Annotated in this window: 16 protein-coding genes; 15 read left to right on the forward strand and 1 reads right to left on the reverse strand. The window is 44.8% G+C overall.

Going from position 1 to position 17,728, the window contains the following annotated elements; translation table 11 throughout:
- The first annotated feature begins 62 nt into the window (after positions 1-62).
- The 7 genes from G5B11_RS09600 (at position 63) to G5B11_RS09630 (ending at position 7,526) form a co-directional block, all read left to right on the forward strand.
- Entirely contained in the window at positions 63-1,847 is a 1,785-nt protein-coding gene (locus G5B11_RS09600) for an ABC transporter ATP-binding protein (protein ID WP_009249997.1), read from the forward strand.
- A complete protein-coding gene (locus tag G5B11_RS09605; protein WP_138374209.1) occupies positions 1,848-3,596 on the forward strand; it encodes an ABC transporter ATP-binding protein in 1,749 nt (582 codons plus the stop codon).
- 11 nt (positions 3,597-3,607) lie between these two features.
- Positions 3,608-3,973, forward strand: a complete 366-nt coding sequence (locus G5B11_RS09610; RefSeq protein WP_173727874.1) for a metal-dependent transcriptional regulator — start codon at positions 3,608-3,610, stop codon at positions 3,971-3,973.
- A gap of 513 nt (positions 3,974-4,486) precedes the next feature.
- Positions 4,487-4,921, forward strand: a complete 435-nt coding sequence (locus tag G5B11_RS09615; RefSeq protein WP_173727876.1) for a sigma-70 family RNA polymerase sigma factor — start codon at positions 4,487-4,489, stop codon at positions 4,919-4,921.
- A gap of 4 nt (positions 4,922-4,925) precedes the next feature.
- On the forward strand, positions 4,926-5,162 hold the full coding sequence (locus tag G5B11_RS09620) for a helix-turn-helix domain-containing protein (RefSeq protein ID WP_173727878.1): 237 nt from the start codon (positions 4,926-4,928) through the stop codon (positions 5,160-5,162).
- A 458-nt stretch (positions 5,163-5,620) separates the two neighbouring features.
- The gene (locus G5B11_RS09625) at positions 5,621-5,758 is read left to right on the forward strand and encodes a transposon-encoded TnpW family protein (RefSeq protein WP_119242470.1); all 138 of its coding nucleotides are present in this window, start codon (positions 5,621-5,623) and stop codon (positions 5,756-5,758) included.
- A gap of 88 nt (positions 5,759-5,846) precedes the next feature.
- Positions 5,847-7,526: a recombinase family protein gene (locus tag G5B11_RS09630; RefSeq protein ID WP_173727880.1), complete on the forward strand. Its 1,680-nt coding sequence runs from the start codon at positions 5,847-5,849 to the stop codon at positions 7,524-7,526.
- Between the two features lie 45 nt (positions 7,527-7,571).
- Here G5B11_RS09630 and G5B11_RS09635 read toward each other — a convergent pair whose 3' ends face one another.
- On the reverse strand, positions 7,572-7,781 hold the full coding sequence (locus G5B11_RS09635) for a hypothetical protein (RefSeq protein ID WP_173727882.1): 210 nt from the start codon (positions 7,779-7,781) through the stop codon (positions 7,572-7,574).
- Positions 7,782-8,064: 283 nt separating this feature from the next.
- On the opposite strand from G5B11_RS09635, the gene G5B11_RS09640 reads away from it, so the two are divergent.
- From G5B11_RS09640 to rhaD, 8 genes are all read left to right on the forward strand, one after another.
- On the forward strand, positions 8,065-9,552 hold the full coding sequence (locus G5B11_RS09640; RefSeq protein WP_330382850.1) for a sugar ABC transporter ATP-binding protein: 1,488 nt from the start codon (positions 8,065-8,067) through the stop codon (positions 9,550-9,552).
- Positions 9,553-9,567: 15 nt separating this feature from the next.
- Positions 9,568-10,533, forward strand: a complete 966-nt coding sequence (locus tag G5B11_RS09645) for an ABC transporter permease (RefSeq protein WP_158420149.1) — start codon at positions 9,568-9,570, stop codon at positions 10,531-10,533.
- 22 nt (positions 10,534-10,555) lie between these two features.
- Positions 10,556-11,494 (forward strand): substrate-binding domain-containing protein, encoded by a 939-nt coding sequence (locus tag G5B11_RS09650; RefSeq protein WP_202188986.1) that lies wholly within the window; start codon positions 10,556-10,558, stop codon positions 11,492-11,494.
- A gap of 85 nt (positions 11,495-11,579) precedes the next feature.
- Positions 11,580-12,368, forward strand: a complete 789-nt coding sequence (locus G5B11_RS09655) for a DeoR/GlpR family DNA-binding transcription regulator (RefSeq protein ID WP_158420151.1) — start codon at positions 11,580-11,582, stop codon at positions 12,366-12,368.
- A 19-nt stretch (positions 12,369-12,387) separates the two neighbouring features.
- Positions 12,388-13,584: an L-rhamnose isomerase gene (locus tag G5B11_RS09660; RefSeq protein ID WP_158420153.1), complete on the forward strand. Its 1,197-nt coding sequence runs from the start codon at positions 12,388-12,390 to the stop codon at positions 13,582-13,584.
- 17 nt (positions 13,585-13,601) lie between these two features.
- Positions 13,602-15,098 (forward strand): rhamnulokinase, encoded by a 1,497-nt coding sequence (locus tag G5B11_RS09665; RefSeq protein ID WP_158420155.1) that lies wholly within the window; start codon positions 13,602-13,604, stop codon positions 15,096-15,098.
- On the forward strand, positions 15,095-16,831 hold the full coding sequence (gene dhaK, locus G5B11_RS09670) for a dihydroxyacetone kinase subunit DhaK (protein WP_158420157.1): 1,737 nt from the start codon (positions 15,095-15,097) through the stop codon (positions 16,829-16,831). The genes G5B11_RS09665 and dhaK overlap by 4 nt, the downstream gene beginning before the upstream one ends.
- 2 nt (positions 16,832-16,833) lie before the next feature.
- The gene (gene rhaD, locus G5B11_RS09675; protein ID WP_158420159.1) at positions 16,834-17,655 is read left to right on the forward strand and encodes a rhamnulose-1-phosphate aldolase; all 822 of its coding nucleotides are present in this window, start codon (positions 16,834-16,836) and stop codon (positions 17,653-17,655) included.
- Positions 17,656-17,728: the final 73 nt, after the last annotated feature.

The raw sequence follows: 17,728 nt of genomic DNA on the forward strand, positions 1-17,728 counted from the left end.
TTTACTTTGGCGGCCTCTTGTTTTTGAAGCACAGACAGTACGGCTCAATATAAGGAGGGCTTATGTTCAAAAAAATCTTTGAGTACGCAGGGCCATATAAGAAAAATATGTATGTGGCCACGGTTGTCGTACTGGTCAGCGTTCTTATGGGCGTCCTGCCTTTTGTGCTGGCCTATCAGGTCATTTCACCATTGGTTATGGGCGATTCTGTTGAGACAGAATTTGTTTTATTGCGTGTTATAGGGGTTTTGATCTGTCTTGTTTTGCAGGCGGTTTTATATGGATGGGGATTATCAATTTCTCATAAAGCAGCATATAACACATTGTTCCGGCTGCGGGTATCTCTGCAAGAGAAGTTTGAGAAACTTCCCCTTGGCATTGTGGAGGAAAAAGGGACAGGGACAATCAAAAAGCTGTTTGTCGATGATGTGGACAGCTTGGAATTGCTCCTTGCTCATTCAGTCCCGGAGGGTATCGCAAATTTGCTGATCCCGCTGGTGATTTATGTTGCTATGTTTTGTGCGGACTGGAAACTGGCTCTTATGTCTTTGGCCTCTATCCCGATCAGCCTGCTCTCCATGGTCATTATGTACTCTGTTGGAATGAAGCGCATGGGTCCCTACTATCAGTCTGCACAGAAAATGAACAACACGATCATTGAGTACATCAATGGTATGGAGGTTGTCAAGGTTTTCAACCGGGAGAGTGAATCTTACGAGAACTTCCGCAAGGATGTAACGGACTATCGGGATTATACCTTGGCATGGTATAAGGCCGCCTGGCCCTGGATGGCGATATACGGAAGTCTGCTGCCCTGCACTGTTATTCTGACTTTGCCTCTTGGGGCATGGTTTGTTCTCTGTGGCATAAGCACTTTACCTGATTTGATTTTAGTCCTCTGCCTTTCCCTCAGCATTGGGATTCCTCTCCTGAAAGCACTGGGCTTTATGGAGACGATTCCGAATCTGAATTATAAGATCACGGCACTTGAACAGATGTTAAATGCGGCACCGCTGCAAGCTGCTGAGGATGATTTCCACGGACAGGATTTTAACATTTCTTACGATCATGTTTCCTTTGCGTATCAAACGACACAGCCTGGCCCAGATGGGAAACCGATAATAGCGGAAAACGAAGTCCTCCACGATATTACCCTTGTGGCAAAAGCAGGACAAAAAACTGCCCTGGTTGGTGAATCCGGTTCTGGCAAGAGCACCCTTGCAAAACTGTTGATCCACTACTATGACCCGCAGAAAGGGAGCATTTCCATTGGCGGGCAGAAACTTTGTGATATGAGCCTGGAGGCATTGAACAGCCGCATTTCCTATGTGGCTCAGGATCAGTACCTGTTTAACACCTCCCTGCTGGAAAATATCCGTCTTGGACGTTTGGATGCTACCGATGAGGAAGTAATGGAGGCGGCGAAGAAAGCCCAGTGTATGGAGTTTCTGGAAAAGCTGCCGCAAGGTATTCACTCCATGGCGGGCGATGCGGGGAAAATGCTTTCCGGGGGGCAGCGCCAGCGAATTTCCCTGGCGCGAGCAATATTGAAGGATGCCCCGATTGTAGTGCTTGACGAGGCCACGGCCTATGCTGATCCAGAAAATGAGGAAAAAATGGAGGCTGCTATTGCGGAGCTGGTGAAGGGAAAAACCTTGGTAGTTATCGCTCACAAACTTCCCGCTATAATGAACGCAGATCAAATATGCGTTATGGATCACGGAAAGATGGTGGCAACCGGAAAACATCAGGAGCTGATTCAAGCTTGCCCAGAATACCAAAAGTTGTGGAAAGCGGCTCAGGACAGCGCCGAGTGGAAAGTATCTACTGCAAAGGAGGGAAGATAAATGTTTGCATTGATTTCAAGAATCCTGAACCTCTCCGGGAGGTATAAAAGCCGTATTCAGGCTGCATTTCTATGTGCATTTGTCGAGTCCATTCTCTCCAAAATGCCGATCTTCATGGCGTTTATTGTCTTTGCCGGGTTTGCTGATAATACGCTGACTGGAAAGACCTGTCTGTTTGTCGGACTTGGATTATTAGCTGTTGTAGTGGTTCAGACAGTGGTTCACTATTTGAGCGACCGTCTGCAAAGTGCCGCTGGATTTATGATCTTTGCTGATAAACGGATGGAGTTGGGAAATCATTTAAGAAAAATGCCGATGGGTTACTTTACATCGGGGAATATTGGCAAAATCAGCTCTGTTCTCAGTACGGATATGGTTTTCATTGAGGAAGTTTCTATGAGTACCATTGGCAACATGATGAGCTATATGCTGTCTACTTTGGTTTTAGCTGTTTTTATGTTCGTACTGGATTGGAGACTTGGGCTGATTGCGGTAATCATTACCTTGCTGGCATCGCTGGTTGCAAAATATATGAATAAGGTTTCCTTCAAGGAGGCTGTCGGGCGTCAAAACCAAAGCGAGAATTTGACGGATGCGGTCTTGTCTTTTGCTGAAGGAATTGGGGTTATCAAAAGTTACAATCTGCTCGGAGAAAAATCTGACGAATTAACGGAAAACTTCAAAAAATCAAGGGATGTCAATACGAAGTTTGAGCAGAAAATGACACCGTGGACCACTGGCTTAAACATTCTCTATGGCGTGGGTATTGCCGCTATCTTCGGTTTATCCGTTTTTTTACATCAGGAAGGCGTACTCTCCCTGGCTTATCTTTTGGGCGTGCTGCTGTTTGTCTTTGATCTCTTTGGACCTCTGAAAGCTCTTTATGGAGAAGCAACCCGACTGACCGTGATGAATGCCGCATTAGACCGCATTGAAGCTGTTTTGGACGAGCCCGAACTTCCCGATAACGGAAATCAACATATTCTGTCACAGGCACAGCCGGATCAGCCAGAAGTACAATTTAGCGATGTGGCCTTCGCCTATCAGGACAAGGAAGTCCTGCACAACATCAGCTTCTCTATGCAGAAGAATACCATGACCGCACTTGTGGGACCGTCTGGCGGTGGCAAATCCACGATTGCGAACCTTCTGGCGCGGCTGTGGGATGTGAAATCCGGCAAAGTGACAATCCGTGGTACAGATATTCGGGATGTACCTCTCGCCGAACTGATGGAACAGATCAGCATGGTTTTCCAGAGGGTGTACTTGTTCCAGGATACCATTTACAACAATATCAGCATGGGTAAACCGGACGCTACCGAGGAAGAAGTCTATGAGGCTGCAAAAAAAGCCCGCTGCTATGATTTTATCATGGCGCTGCCAGATGGATTCCAGACAGTCATCGGTGAAGGCGGCGCTACTCTGTCCGGCGGCGAAAAGCAAAGAATCTCTATCGCCCGCTGCATTTTGAAGGACGCACCGATTGTCATTTTGGATGAAGCGACTGCAAGTGTTGATACCGATAATGAAAGCTATATCCAGGAGGCAATCAATGAACTGGTAAAGGGTAAAACATTGCTTGTGATTGCACACCGCCTGAATACCATCCGTCAGGCAGATCAGATTTTGGTGATCTCCGATGGACGGATCAGCGAACAGGGAACCCATGACGAGCTTATGGCAAAAGCCGGGATTTATCAGGATTTTGTAAATATCCGTAAAAAGTCCTCCGGCTGGAGCCTTGCATAAAGGAGACAATAGTGATGATTCATGCGTCCGGAGAGGATTATCTGGAGGCTGTGCTGGTTCTTCAAAAGAAGCAGGGCATGGTCCGCTCCATTGATCTTGCCCGGCACATGGGCTTTTCAAAGGCGAGTATCAGTCATGCGGTGGGCGTTCTGCGGGATGGCGGCTTTCTGACAATGGACGAGGATGGATTTCTCCACCTGACCGATATAGGCCGGGAGGTGGCAGAGAAAATCTATGAACGCCATTGCTTTTTTACAAAGCACTTTATATCCATAGGCGTTGATCCTGAAACGGCGGAGGCTGATGCCTGCCGAATCGAACACGATATTAGTGCAGAAACCTATGAACGACTGAAAGAATCTATCACGAAAGAATAATTACATAGCGCATGAACCTGCCCCGATTAAGGGGAAAGAAAAAAACCGTTGGTTGGGGCAGGTGATTTTGCGCGCCTATTTTAAGCTATTACCCTAACGGCGGTTTTGAGAAATCAGAGCCGCCGTTTCTTTGCGTTTACACAAACCAATGACGACTTGCAGGGACACGGTAGCCGATTGGAGGTTATTTTGCCGTGTCCTTTTCTCTTTTTCGCAGTATCCATGATCTGCACCAGTTAAAAAAAGCATAGCCCCTCCATCGAAGCAGTCCGGCTTTGGATATGAACTATACCATGTAAGCAATCTTCTTCATAAAACATTTCTGCGCCCTGCAGGTCCGTTGCGACTTGCTGGGCGCTTTTTGCTGTTTTCCGAGGACAAGCCCGCCTCGAAAAAATTTTTTGAGAAATTTTCAAAAAGGAGGCTTTTAGCGGGTAGCGAGCGGCTTTGCGTTCGCCTTGTTAGCGGAAAGGGAGAAACCCACCTCATTCCCCCAGGAAAGGGGGTGAAAAGATGGATATGATCCCCCGCAATAACTATGGCGAGCGGTGCCAGTTCGATGCTTACTGCAAGCTGGTACTGTACCATGAGGCAATCGACTACCTCCGGGAAATGCAGAGGCGCCGTGACAGGGAACTGTCATTCAGCGACCTTCCGCAGATGGAGATGGACAAGCTCTGCGTTGTAGATCATTACCCCAGTGACAGGTTTACATTCTCGTCCCACGGGTATGACCTACATATTGAAAACGAGCTTGTGGCTGATGCCTTCGCCGGTTTGCCTGTTCAGGAGCAGAGTATTTTGATCCTGCATTTTGTTCTGGACCTGCCGGATCAGGAGGTTGGCCGCCTTGTTGGAATGTCTCGCAGCGCCGTTCAGCGGCGAAGGGCAAAATCATTGACCGAGCTGCGGATCAAGTTGGCCGCACTCATGCCGAAGGGAGGTTGAAGGTATGAAGAAACCCACTTACAAGGGCAAGGAGCTTCTTCCTCTTTCGGTGATCGACGCCGCCCGTGACGGGGACTCTCAGGCTGTGGATCAGGTACTCCGGTATTATGAGGGCTATATCAATAAGCTCTGCACCCGGACGCTTTACGATTCTGACGGCCAGTCCCATGTCCGGGTGGACGAGTACATGAAGCGCCGATTGGAGATCAAGCTCATTCATTCCATTGTCAGCATGAGTTGACAAGCCCGGTCTGAAAGCAGAAACAGCTTACCCTTTCCCTGTTTCTCTCTTTCGTGGCTGGAGGCAGCACCTTGACAAAGAAAGCCCGTTGGGAAGCCTCCGGCGCAGCATAAGGCAGACGGATACATTCCTGTCTGTGCCGAGCCATACGGCCGGTGCGCCATGACCCTGTTGCAAGTCCGCAGGACGGGACCCCTACTAAACAGGCGAGCGATTATAACCAGGCCGCAAAACAAGCGTGGCAGCTTGTGGGCGATGAAGCACAGGCAGGGTTAAAGATACTCGCGCATTGAACGCCCGCAAAGCATTGTGCGCCGCACCCATCAGCATGGGCCGGGGTGAGACTCCCGTGGAGCTGTGCCAACAGCCGTCCGTTTTCTGTCTCTTTTGATGCAAGAAATGGTTTTGTATTTGAAAGGGTGAACTATATGCAAAACGAAGTAAGAACCGCGCCGCAGATGGTGCGTGAATATAAAATTGGGAATACAACTTATGTTGTGAAATCCCATTCCAGACCTGACGCCACGGAGGACGCCGTTTCCAAAGTGAAGCGTCTGATACGGAATGACCTCCGAAAAAATACTGCAAACAAATAGAAAAAGGCAGCAGACAGCTTCCAGGCAGCGCGGTATAATTGAGTTAGGAAAAGCATTGTCTGTTTGACTGTCGGATAAGGAGGTTAAAATGTTACAGTCAAACACCCGCCCTGCCGTGAACAGTTTTCCTTTTACCGTTTTGAGCAGCGATGAAATCACCGCTCTTTACTGTCGGTTATCCCAGGACGACAAACAGGAGGGCGACAGCAACAGCATTATAAATCAGAAGAAAATCCTCAAAAAGTACGCAATGGACAGGGGATACACCAACATCCAGTTTTACATTGATGATGGTATCTCAGGCACGACTTTCAACCGGGCCGGCTTCCAGAGCATGATCGCAGATGTGGAGAGCGGCAAGGTAAAGCGGGTTATCGTCAAGGATATGTCCCGCCTGGGCCGTGACTATCTGCAAGTAGGTATGTACACGGAAATCTTTTTCCCGGAGCATGATGTTCATTTTATCGCAGTCAATGACGGGGTGGACAGCAACCAGGAAGATAACGAGTTTACCCCCTTCCGCAACATCATCAATGAATGGTACGCAAAGGACACCAGCAAGAAAATCCGTGCAGTGAAGCGTTCAAAGGGAATGGCCGGAGAACATATCGGCTCCCATCCTCCTTACGGTTACAGGAAAAATCCTGAAAACAAAAAGGAATGGATCGTGGATGAAGAAGCCGCCGAAGTGGTCCGTGAAATCTTCCGTCTGTGTGTCAGTGGTTATGGTCCTACCCAGATTGCAAAGATGCTGACGGAAAGAGAAATCCTCTGCCCCACCTACTACGCATTGGAAAGAGGCGAGAAACCGCGTACCGTACTCCCTCCCCATAAATACGCATGGAACGGCCCGGTTGTCGCAATGATATTGGACCGGGTGGATTACCTGGGGCATACGGTAAACTTTAAGACGCACAACAAGTCTTACAAGTGCCATAAGAAAATCAAGCATACTCCCGATCAGTGGAAGGTCTTTGAAGATACCCATGAGGCCATCATTGACAAGGAAACGTTTGAGATCGTCCAGAAAATCCGGGCCGGGAAAAGGCGGCCTACCAGGATGGGGGAAATGCCCATGTTCTCCGGCCTGCTCTACTGTGCAGACTGCGGGAGCAAACTGACCTTCCATCGGAAAGCTGATGAACCGGCAGAAAAACATCATTATATCTGTGGAAATTACAGGAGCAATACTTCCAACTGTACCATGCACTATATCCGTAACGTGGTAGTGGAGCGAATTGTCCTGGAAAACCTGAAAGAAGTCATCCGCTATGTTTCCAACTATGAGGATGAATTTGTGCGGATGGTGATGGATGCCGATGTGCGGCAAAAAAACCGTGAGCTGGCGCAGAAGAAAAAGAAGCTGATTGAGCTGCAGAAGCGTATCGGGGAACTGGACACCATCTTCCAGCGTATCTATGAGGACAATATCACAGGCAAACTTTCTGACGAGCGGTTTATGAAAATGTCAAAAGGCTATGAGGATGAACAGCATACCTTACAGGCCGAGGCAGACAAAATTCAGAATGAGCTTCAGCAGGAAGAAAAGAAAAGTGTTGATGTGAAACGCTTTCTTGCCATCGTAAAGAAATACACGGACCTGACCGAACTGACACCTGAAATCTTACGGGAGTTTGTCGATAAGATTATCGTCCATGCACCTGACAAGAGCAGCGGCAGACGGTTACAGGAAATTGAAATCATCTATAACCATATCGGAGAATTTGACCATTCAAAGGTCACTCTCTGGAAAGGAAATGCGGTATAGCATATCCCGTGCCATACCGCATAATCCTAAATCTTAAAAACATCCTTACGAAAACCTTGTTAAAGAAGGACTTTTAGGATATTTGCTGTTGATCCATGTAAGAGGAACTGAAGAATCCGAAATATATGGACCAAAGATGCGACAGCCATCCTCTTGGATCAGCATTTTGTGTCTGGAATCCAGGGAAAATTCACGAAATGTTTTACCACTTTTCTTCAAAAAATTTTTCAGTTGTTTGATTTCGATTTCACTCATTGTAATCTTTCACCTCTCTATAACTGGCATAAGCTGTAGATACTATTGTTTATTATAATTAATATAATTGGAAAAACCAATCTATATATTGAATTATATATAAAAAATTGGAAAATGCAAATAAAAATGCAAAAAACAATATAATTCTCCGATATTAACAAATAAAAAGATGCAATTTTATGCAAAAATATTGGAAAAGTATGTTGACACATTGGAAAAACCAATATATAATCAGACTCAAGAAATGAGGCAAGCAAAAACGAAAAATAATGGAGGAAGTAATGTGGATGAACCTATTTTGAAAATGCAGGGAATTGAAAAAAGGTTTCCAGGGGTTATAGCACTTCATAATGCTTCATTGAATGTACGGAAAGGTCAGATTATGGCTTTGCTGGGTGAAAATGGAGCCGGTAAAAGTACATTGATGAAGGTTTTGACAGGCGTTTATAAAAGGGATAGCGGAACCATTGTCTACAAAGGAAAACAGGTGGAATACCAGAATACCAGACAGGCCATGAATGATGGAATCGCAATTATCCATCAGGAACTTACCTTGATTCCTAAGATGACTATTTATGAAAATATTTTTATGGGAAGCGAAAAGACTAAAGGCCTGGGAATTGCAGATAAAAAATACATGATACAGAAAAGCCGGGAACTGCTTCGTATATTGAATATGGATTTGAATCCGGAAAAAAGAATTGAAACATTGTCCATTGCCCAGCAACAGATGGTTGAAATCGCAAAAGTGCTTTTATATGATGCACAAGTGATTGTTATGGACGAACCTACAGATGTGCTTCCAGATGAAGAAGTGGATAGTTTATTCCGGGTACTTGAGGATCTGAAGAAAAGAGGCAAGGCTATTATTTATATTAGCCACCGTCTGAAAGAAATCTTCCAGATTTGTGACATGGTAACAGTGATGAGGGATGGGGAATTTATTGGGGAGAAGTCGGTAAGTGAGATCACCAATGAGTCACTGGTAAGTATGATGGTAGGAAGAAAGCTGGATGAACAGTTTCCACATGTGGAAGTACAAAAGGGGGAAGAAGTTCTGAAGGTGGAGCGGATTTCCAACGAATATGTGCATAACATTTCTCTTTCTGTACATGCCGGGGAAATCGTAGGGATCGTAGGGCTGGTAGGAGCAGGCCGGACGGAGCTTGCAAAGACCATATACGGCTGTTATCCATATCAGGAAGGCCAGGTCTGTGTAAAGAACCGGAAAGTGCCGAAAGGCTCCATCAAGCAGGCAATTCATTCAGGGCTTTATTATATGACAGAAGACAGGAAAAGAGACGGCCTTGTGATGCTTTTGGATGTACGGACAAATATGACATTGTCTTCCCTGAAAAAAATATCCAGGTGCTTTACTGTATTGAAAAAAACAGAGAAAGAAGCTGCTGAAGATTTTAGGCAGAGAACTAGGGTAAAAACCCCATCCATTTTTCAACTTGTGAGAAATCTGTCAGGTGGAAACCAACAGAAAGTAATCCTTGCAAAGGCGCTGATGACTGAGCCAGATGTACTGATCCTGGACGAACCTACAAGAGGGATTGACGTAGGAGCAAAAAAAGAAATATATAACCTGATCAATGAATTGAAAGAAAAGAATAAGGCAATTGTGATCATTTCTTCAGAGATGCCAGAAATCCTGGGAATGAGTGACCGGATCATTGTTATGAATGAAGGCTATATCAAGGGGGAATTATCCAGGCAGGAAGCTTCTCAGGAAAAAATCATGCATATGATCCTGGATCAGGCATGAGGAAAGGTGTGGAAAATGAGTAAAAGTAAAAAAGAATATATCAAAATATTGGGAAGATACAGAATGTTTCTGATTCTGATTTTTGCAGCAGTGATTCTGGGAATCATAGAACCAAAGTTTTTAACGGTATCAAACTTTTCCAATATTTTCAAACAGATCGCAACAAATGCCATTCTTGCAGCAGGAATGACCTTTGTAATCCTTACAGGAGGAATTGATATTTCAGTAGGAGCAACTCTGGCTTTTGTTGGGGCAGTAACCATAAACATGATTGGAAGCGGTGTGAATCTGGGAATTACCCTGATTACAGGACTGGCATTTGGAGCGGTGATAGGTGCTTTTAATGGTATTTTCGTATCACAGATGCAGCTTCAGCCAATGATTGTTACATTGGCTACTCAGTCTATTTTTCGGGGACTTACCTATATCATTACAAAAGGCTCTCCCATTCCACTTGATCTTTCATCCAAAAGTGGGCTGGGATATAAATGGATTTATGGAGGTCTGATAGCAAATTCAATCCCATTTTCTTTTGTACTGGTATTTCTTGTATACATAGTTTCTTACTATCTGCTAAACAAAGCAACTTATGGAAGACATATTTATGCAGTAGGAGGTAGTGAGGAAGCTGCAAAGCTTTCCGGAATCAATACAAAACTGACAATGATACTGGCATATGTAGCTTGTGGAGTAATGGCGGCAATTGCTGGGATCATCATATCTGCCAGAGTGGCATCCGCACAGCCTAATGCAGGTGAAACATATGAAATGGATGCAATTGCAGCCGTTGTAATCGGCGGTACATCATTACGAGGAGGGGAGGGACATGTTGGATTTACCATTATAGGTGCCATTATTATCGGAATGCTGAATAATTTTTTAAATCTGATGGGTGTGGATACCTATTATCAGGTAGTTGTAAAGGGTGTGGTAATTCTTTTGGCAGTATTGGCAGATGCAAAAACGGGGAAAAAGGCATAAAAATTTAAAAGGAGAAGGTATCATGAATAAAAAATTAATGAAAAAACTTACAGCAATCGGTGTTGCAGCAGCAATGACAGTTCCATGTGGAGCAGTGATGGCAGAGGAAAGCAAGGATACAGAGAAAAAGGATGTTCTGATCGGTCTTCTTGTTTATAATGATAAAAATGAATTTATCCAGAAGCTGATTGATGGTGCCCAGAAAAAATGTGATGAATATGGATATGAACTGGTGGAATATGGCGCTGATAAGGATGCTGCAAAAGAAATGACCAACATGGAAGACCTTCTGTCATTGAATCCGGATGTGATTCTTTATAATCCTGTGGATTCCGATGCAGCAGGAGCCACTCTTGCTCTTGCCAACGATGCCGGGATCCCGGTTATTACTGTTGACCGTGTGGCAAATTCAGGAGAAGTGATCTCTCATCTTGCATCCGACAATGTATATGGCGGAAAGATTGCAGGAGAGTACATTGTAGAACAGCTTGGCGATGATGGCGGTGAAGTAGTGGAGATCCAGGGACAGGCAGGAACTTCTGCTGCCCGTGACAGAGGACAGGGCTTCCATGAAGCGGTTGATGATGTGGAAGGCATTGATGTAGTTGTCAGTGATATCGGTAACTGGGATAAAGCAGAAGGTATGACCATTATGGAAAATGCACTGCAGGCACATCCTGATATTAAGGCAGTATTTGCCCACAATGATACAATGGCAATGGGCGCAATGGAAGCATGCCAGGCAGCAGGCAGAGAAGATATTGTGATCGTTGGTTTTGATGCAGATGACGATGCAGTACAGGCAGTAAAAGATGGAAAACTGGCAGGAACTGTAGCACAACAGCCAGAGCTTATGGGAACAGGAGGCGTGGATCTGGCTCATGATTATCTGGAAGGAAAAGAGATTGAGGAGTCTACAGCGATTGAAGTAACTCTGATCACCAAAGACACAGCAGAATAATCTGAAAAAATGGTTGCTTTTCTGTTTTATTTAGATTACCTTAAAAAAGACAACCAGTATAATATACAGTGTAAACAGGAGGCGTATGATGAATAAAACAGAAAGGCACCAGATAATCCTGGATTATATGCATAAAAATGGTAAAAAAGGAGAAATCGAGGAGCTTGTAAAAACCTGTGGCGTGACCAATGAAACCATCCGTAAGGATCTGATCCAGCTGGAAAAAAAGAATCTGATAAGGAGAGTCCTTGGAGGGGCGGTACTGGTAGAAGAATTTGATGAGAAACCATTTAATAATCGCTACTGGGAGAAACTGGATCTGAAAAACCAGATTGCTGCCGCCGCTGTTTCACTGATTAATGACAGGGATTTTATCGCACTGGATTCCGGGACGACCACATTCTGTCTGGCAAAAAAGCTTCAGAAGAATGTTACAGTGTTGACCAATTCACTGGATATTGCCAGGGAGCTTGCTGTGGCAGAGGGAGTCAGATGCTTTGTAGCAGGTGGAGAACTAAGGGAAAGAAACATGTCTATGACAGGGGAAACAACGGAGAAGATCGTTGGCAGTTACAGGGTAAGCAAATGCTTTCTTACCAGTGAAGGAGTAGGTCTTGGATATGGGATGATGGATGCCCATGAGTCTGAAAGCAGGGTAAAACGGGCAATGATGTCATCCGCAGAGAAGATTTATCTTCTTGCAGACCATACCAAGTTTTCCATCCTTACCCCGATCGTAACAGCACCCCTGGAAAGACTGACAGGAATTATTACAGATTCACAGATTGATCCGAAAATCGTAAATGCATATGAAAAAGCCGGGATACCAATGATTGTTGCAGATCCAGATGGAAGTGAAAAACAGCTGGAATAGACAGAAAGGATATGAATGAATGGATAGGACCGGATTTGAAATACTGGCAGAAAAACTGGAAAAAAACGGAATTGATGTGGAATGGGTGCTAAGGGAACTGGATCAGCTTCTTGTGGAGGTTCCTTCCTGGGGATTTTCAAAATCAGGAACCAGATTTTTCTCTTTTGAACAAAAGGGAGATGCAAGGGACTTTTTTGAGAGAGTGGATGACTGTGAACAGGTTCTGAAATACACAGGAAAAGGCGGACAGATCTGTATGCATATTCCGTGGGATCAGTGTGATTATAAAGCTGCCAGGGAATATGTGGAAGAAAAGGGGATGACCTTTGGAACTTTAAATACAAATATGTTCCAGGACAATGATTTTAGGCTCGGCACACTTGCAAATTCAGATAAAAAGATACGTAAAAAGACCGTAGATACACTGAACCACTGTATTGATGTAGCCCATACAGTTGGTGCTAAATCCCTGAATGTGTGGACCATTGACGGGAGTGACATTCCAGGACAGAATGATTACAGAATGCGTAGAAAATGGATGCTGGAATCCTTGAAAGAAGGCTATGACCATGCAGTGTCCTGTGGCGTTCAGTATAATATTGAATATAAACTGTTTGAACCATCTTCCTACCATATGGATATTCCGGACTGGGGTACAGCCTTATATTATGCGTCCAGACTTGGGGAGCAGGCGAAAGTAACCGTAGATCTTGGACATCATGCTTTCGGTGTAAATGTGGCACAGATTGTTTCCCTTCTCATTGATGAGCAGCGTCTGGGAGCTTTCCATTTAAACGATAATGTTTGTGCAGATGATGACCTGATCCCGGGAACCATCAATCCATTAAGGCTTTTTGCAATTGAAAATGAAATCGTTGCAGGGATTTGTGAAAAAGAAACAGAAAGCTCTGCAAGAAGTGTATTACAGGGACTGGACATCAGTTTTTATATTGAACCAAAGGTAGAAGCCATGATCCTTTCCGTGGTAAATCTTCAGACAGCCTATGCAAAAGCCCTTCTGGTAAACAGGAAAAAGCTTCAGCAGCTGCAGCTGGATAATGATATCCTGGGGGCAAATCAGTGCCTGATGCAGGCTTATCATACAGATGTAAGTCTTCTTCTTGAGGAGTGGCGGAACCGTCATGGGATCCAGGGTGATCCATATACAAATTATATTCATTCTGAATATTTTGCAGACAGAAAGAAAAGAGGATAAGGAAGCAGGAACAGGATATGGACAGGAAAAAATACGTATTGTCCTTTGATCTTGGTGCTTCCAGCGGAAGAGGAATCGTTTTTTCTTTTGACGGAACAAGGATGGAGCAGATCTGCCAGCACAGGTTCGGCAATCAGGCAGTTTATCTGAACGGTACTGCTTACTGGGATTTTCTGTATCTGTATCAGAATATCCTTGAGGCTATGATCCGTGTGGGGACACAGTATCCCATAAGCAGTATGGGGATTGATACATGGGGCCTTGATTACGGAGTGATTGACAGCTGCGGCAGACTGTCAGGCAATCCGGTATCCTATCGGGATAAAAGAGGGGCTGCAGGAGCAGATCTGCTTTTGCGGAAGATGACGGGGAAGGAACTGTATCAAAGGACAGGAACCCAGTTTTTATGTGGCAATACAATCTATCAGTTATTTTATGAAATTCAGAAACATCCGGAGCAGTTAAATAACGCAGAAGCAGTTTTAATGATCCCGGATCTGATCTCTTATTTTCTTACCGGCAAAAAGGGAGCGGAATACACTATCGCATCTACTACCCAATTGCTGGATATGAAATCAAAACAATGGAATTTCCCTCTGATCAGTGAAATTGGATTAAGAAAAACACTTTTTTCGGATATAAAGTATCCGGGAGAGGATTCTTATACCCTTTTTTCAGAGATTCAGGACAGAACAGGGATGAAAGAGGCAAAACTGGTGACGGTGGCATCTCATGATACAGCTTCTGCTGTGCTGGCTGTTCCGGCAGCAGAAAAAGAAAATTTTATCTATATCAGCAGTGGAACCTGGTCTGTGATCGGGATAGAAACCAGGGAACCTGTGATCAATGAAAAGGGATTTCTGGGGAATTTTACCAATGAAGGCGGATTTGGAAAAACGATCCGCTACTGCAGAAGCCTGACAGGAATGTGGCTGATACAGGAATGTATGCGGTGCTGGAAGGAACTGGGACAAACGATCACCTATGATCAGATGGGAGAGGGTCTGAAAGATACAGAAGAATTTATGTGCTTTATCTATCCGGAGAATGAAGCCTTCCAGAAACAGTGTGATATGCCAAAGGCTATCCAGGAGTATTGCCGGAAGACAGGACAGAAAGTGCCACAGTCACAGGCACAGATCGCAAGATGTATTTATGAAAGTCTGGCAATGAACTACCTGGAAACTGTGGAAATATTAAAGGAGCAGAAAAAAGCGGATTATGCCAGGATCTATATTGTGGGAGGAGGATCCCAGGCTGCGTTCCTGAACCAGTGTGTGGCCAATGCCACAGGAATGCAGGTGGCAGCAGGAATCTCGGAGGCAACCTCCTATGGTAATGCATTTGCCCAGCTGTATCATGCAGGAGAATTTCATTCCCAGTGGGAATTTCGGGAAATGTTGAAAAGAGAAGAAAATATCCGATATTATGAACCGGAAAACAAGGATGTCTGGAAGCTTATGTACGAAAGATACAGACGGGTAATAAAGAATGACGGAGGGCAGAGGATTTGAGAAAAATCATGAATAAAGCCGACAGATTTGTTTATGAATTGTGCAATGGCATTGCAATGACAAATCCGCTGGTTACAAATGATGAGCGATATAAGATAATCAGAAGAAAAGATCTGGATCCCGGCAAGGTTACATTGATCAGTGGAGGCGGCAGCGGTCATGAACCGGCACATGCCGGATATGTAGGAAAAGGTATGCTGGATGCAGCTGTATGCGGAGACATTTTTGCATCCCCTACCCAGATCCAGGTATATAAGGCGATTGAAGAAACAAGAAGTGAAAAAGGTACTTTGCTGATCATAAAAAACTACAGCGGGGATCTTATGAACTTTAAAAATGGTGCGGCCCTGGCAGAAGAAGAGGGGATAGAAGTAAAATATGTAGTTGTAAGTGATGATATTGCTGTGAAGGACAGCCTATATACAGTAGGACAGCGTGGCGTGGCAGGAACTGTGCTGGTGCATAAGATTGCAGGAGCTGCTGCAGAAGAAGGTTGTTCCCTGGAGGAAGTACAGAAAATTGCAGCACATGCAGCAGATTCTGTAAAATCGATTGGTTTTGCATTTTCTTCCTGTGTGGTTCCTGCAAAAGGCTCTCCTACCTTCCAGATCTGTGACGGTGAAATGGAGTATGGCGTAGGGATCCATGGAGAACCCGGGATCCAGAGGGAAACATCTGTTACCAGCAGGGAACTGGCAGCACGTATGACCAGCCAGCTTCTTAAGGCGCTTAATATGGAAAATAAGGGAGAGATCGCCATTTTGGTAAATGGCTTTGGCGGAACGGCACTGCAGGAACTGTACGTACTTGCCAATGATGTGCGAAGAGAACTGGATCAGTATGAAAATCTTACAGTGTACCGAAGTTTTGTTGGAAACTATATGACCAGTATTGATATGATGGGGGCATCTCTTACCATTATGAAGCTGGATGAATCTTTAAAGCATTATCTGGACTGTGAATCCTGTGCGCCTGCTTTTCGTGTGGACGGGCCTGTGCCAGTGATCCCTTTCAGGGAAACGGATCTTACTGTAACAGAGGCACAGGTTTTTGAAACAGAAGACTCCTGGAAGTATGTGGGAGAACAGGTATCTCCTGAAAATATAAAATATATGGTTGCTCAGATGGGACAGTGTATCATTGACCATGAGGTGCCTTTCTGTACCATTGATTCTTATGCCGGAGACGGGGACTTTGGGGCAAGCGTGGCAAAGGGATTCAGACAGCTGAGAAACGAATGGCTGATGCTGAAAGAGAAAGACACCATAGAAGGTTTTCTGAAAGCCTGCGGAATGATCATTATTGAGTATTGCGGAGGAGCTTCCGGACCAATTTGGGGTTCTGCCTTTATGGGAGCTGGAAAATGGGCAAAAGGAAAAGTATCTCTGTCTTTGGATGAGTTCGGCGAAATGATGGAAGAAGTAGTAAGAAGCATTCAGAGAACCGGAGAAAAATCCTTTGGCAGAGGTGCAGTTGTCGGTGATAAAACTTTGATCGATGCACTGGTCCCTTATGCAGATACACTTGTTGCATGCGGAAAAAAACAGATGGATATAAAAGAAGCTTTTAAGGAGGCATCTGCGGCAGCTGTGAAAGGAGCAAAGGAAACGGAAAAGATTGTGGCAAGAATGGGGAGAGCCGGTGTGGTAGGAGAGAGAAGTCTTGGACATCCGGATGCAGGTGCTTATGCCCTTGGTGTTATATTCAGTTGGATTACGGAGGCGTTAAAGTAAATATGGAGATGAAAAAAATACGCTTTTTCAGGGATTTGATCCGTATGGCCTGTGATGGATGGCAGCTTGGCTGGCATGAATATCACGGGGGAAATATTACCTATCGAATGAATAAGCAGGAAGCAGAACAGGTACAGCCCTTTTTGACAGAAGATTCTCCATGGGTGGAAATGGAGGAAGGCTTTTCTGTTCTGGGAGACAGCTTCTTTGTTGTTACAGGCAGCGGGGAATGCTTCAGAGATGCATCAGAGTATCCGGAAGAGGTTTTTGGAATCGTAAAGCTGAATGAAAAAGGAACCGCCTATAAGGTGTTGTGGGGACTGACCGGAAATGGGGGAAAACCAACCAGTGAATTTATGCCTCATCTGTTTATACATGAAACAAAGGTGCAGATTGGGGAAGAATATAACAGGATCGTTTATCATGCCCATCCGAAAAAGGCTATTATCCTTACCAGCATACTGGAGCATGACAGCAGAAAAATCACTAGGGCATTGTGGGATATGGAGCCGGAGTGCCCCATGACATTTCCAAAAGGGATCGGAATCATCGACTGGTGTGTACCGGGAACAGTGCAGCTGGCTCAAAAAACCGGTGAACTGATGAAAAAATATAATGTGGTTCTTTGGAGCCAGCATGGAATCCTGGTATCCGCAGCAGACTGTAATGAAACCATCGGGATTGTTCATACGGTAGAGAAATCATCAGATATGTATCTGGAGATTCGGAAATATAAAGAAGAACCGGTTGGCGTGGTAACAGATGAGCAGTATAGAAAACTGGCAGAAGTGTTTCACCTGGATCTGCCTGAGGAATATATTTAGTAAGATAGACCACTTTAGGGAAAAATCCTGAGGTGGTCTTTTTATCTGCAAATTTGTGAATTTAATCTTGAAA

The organism is Blautia glucerasea (genome assembly GCF_013304385.1).
Classification (GTDB): domain Bacteria; phylum Bacillota; class Clostridia; order Lachnospirales; family Lachnospiraceae; genus Blautia_A; species Blautia_A ammoniilytica.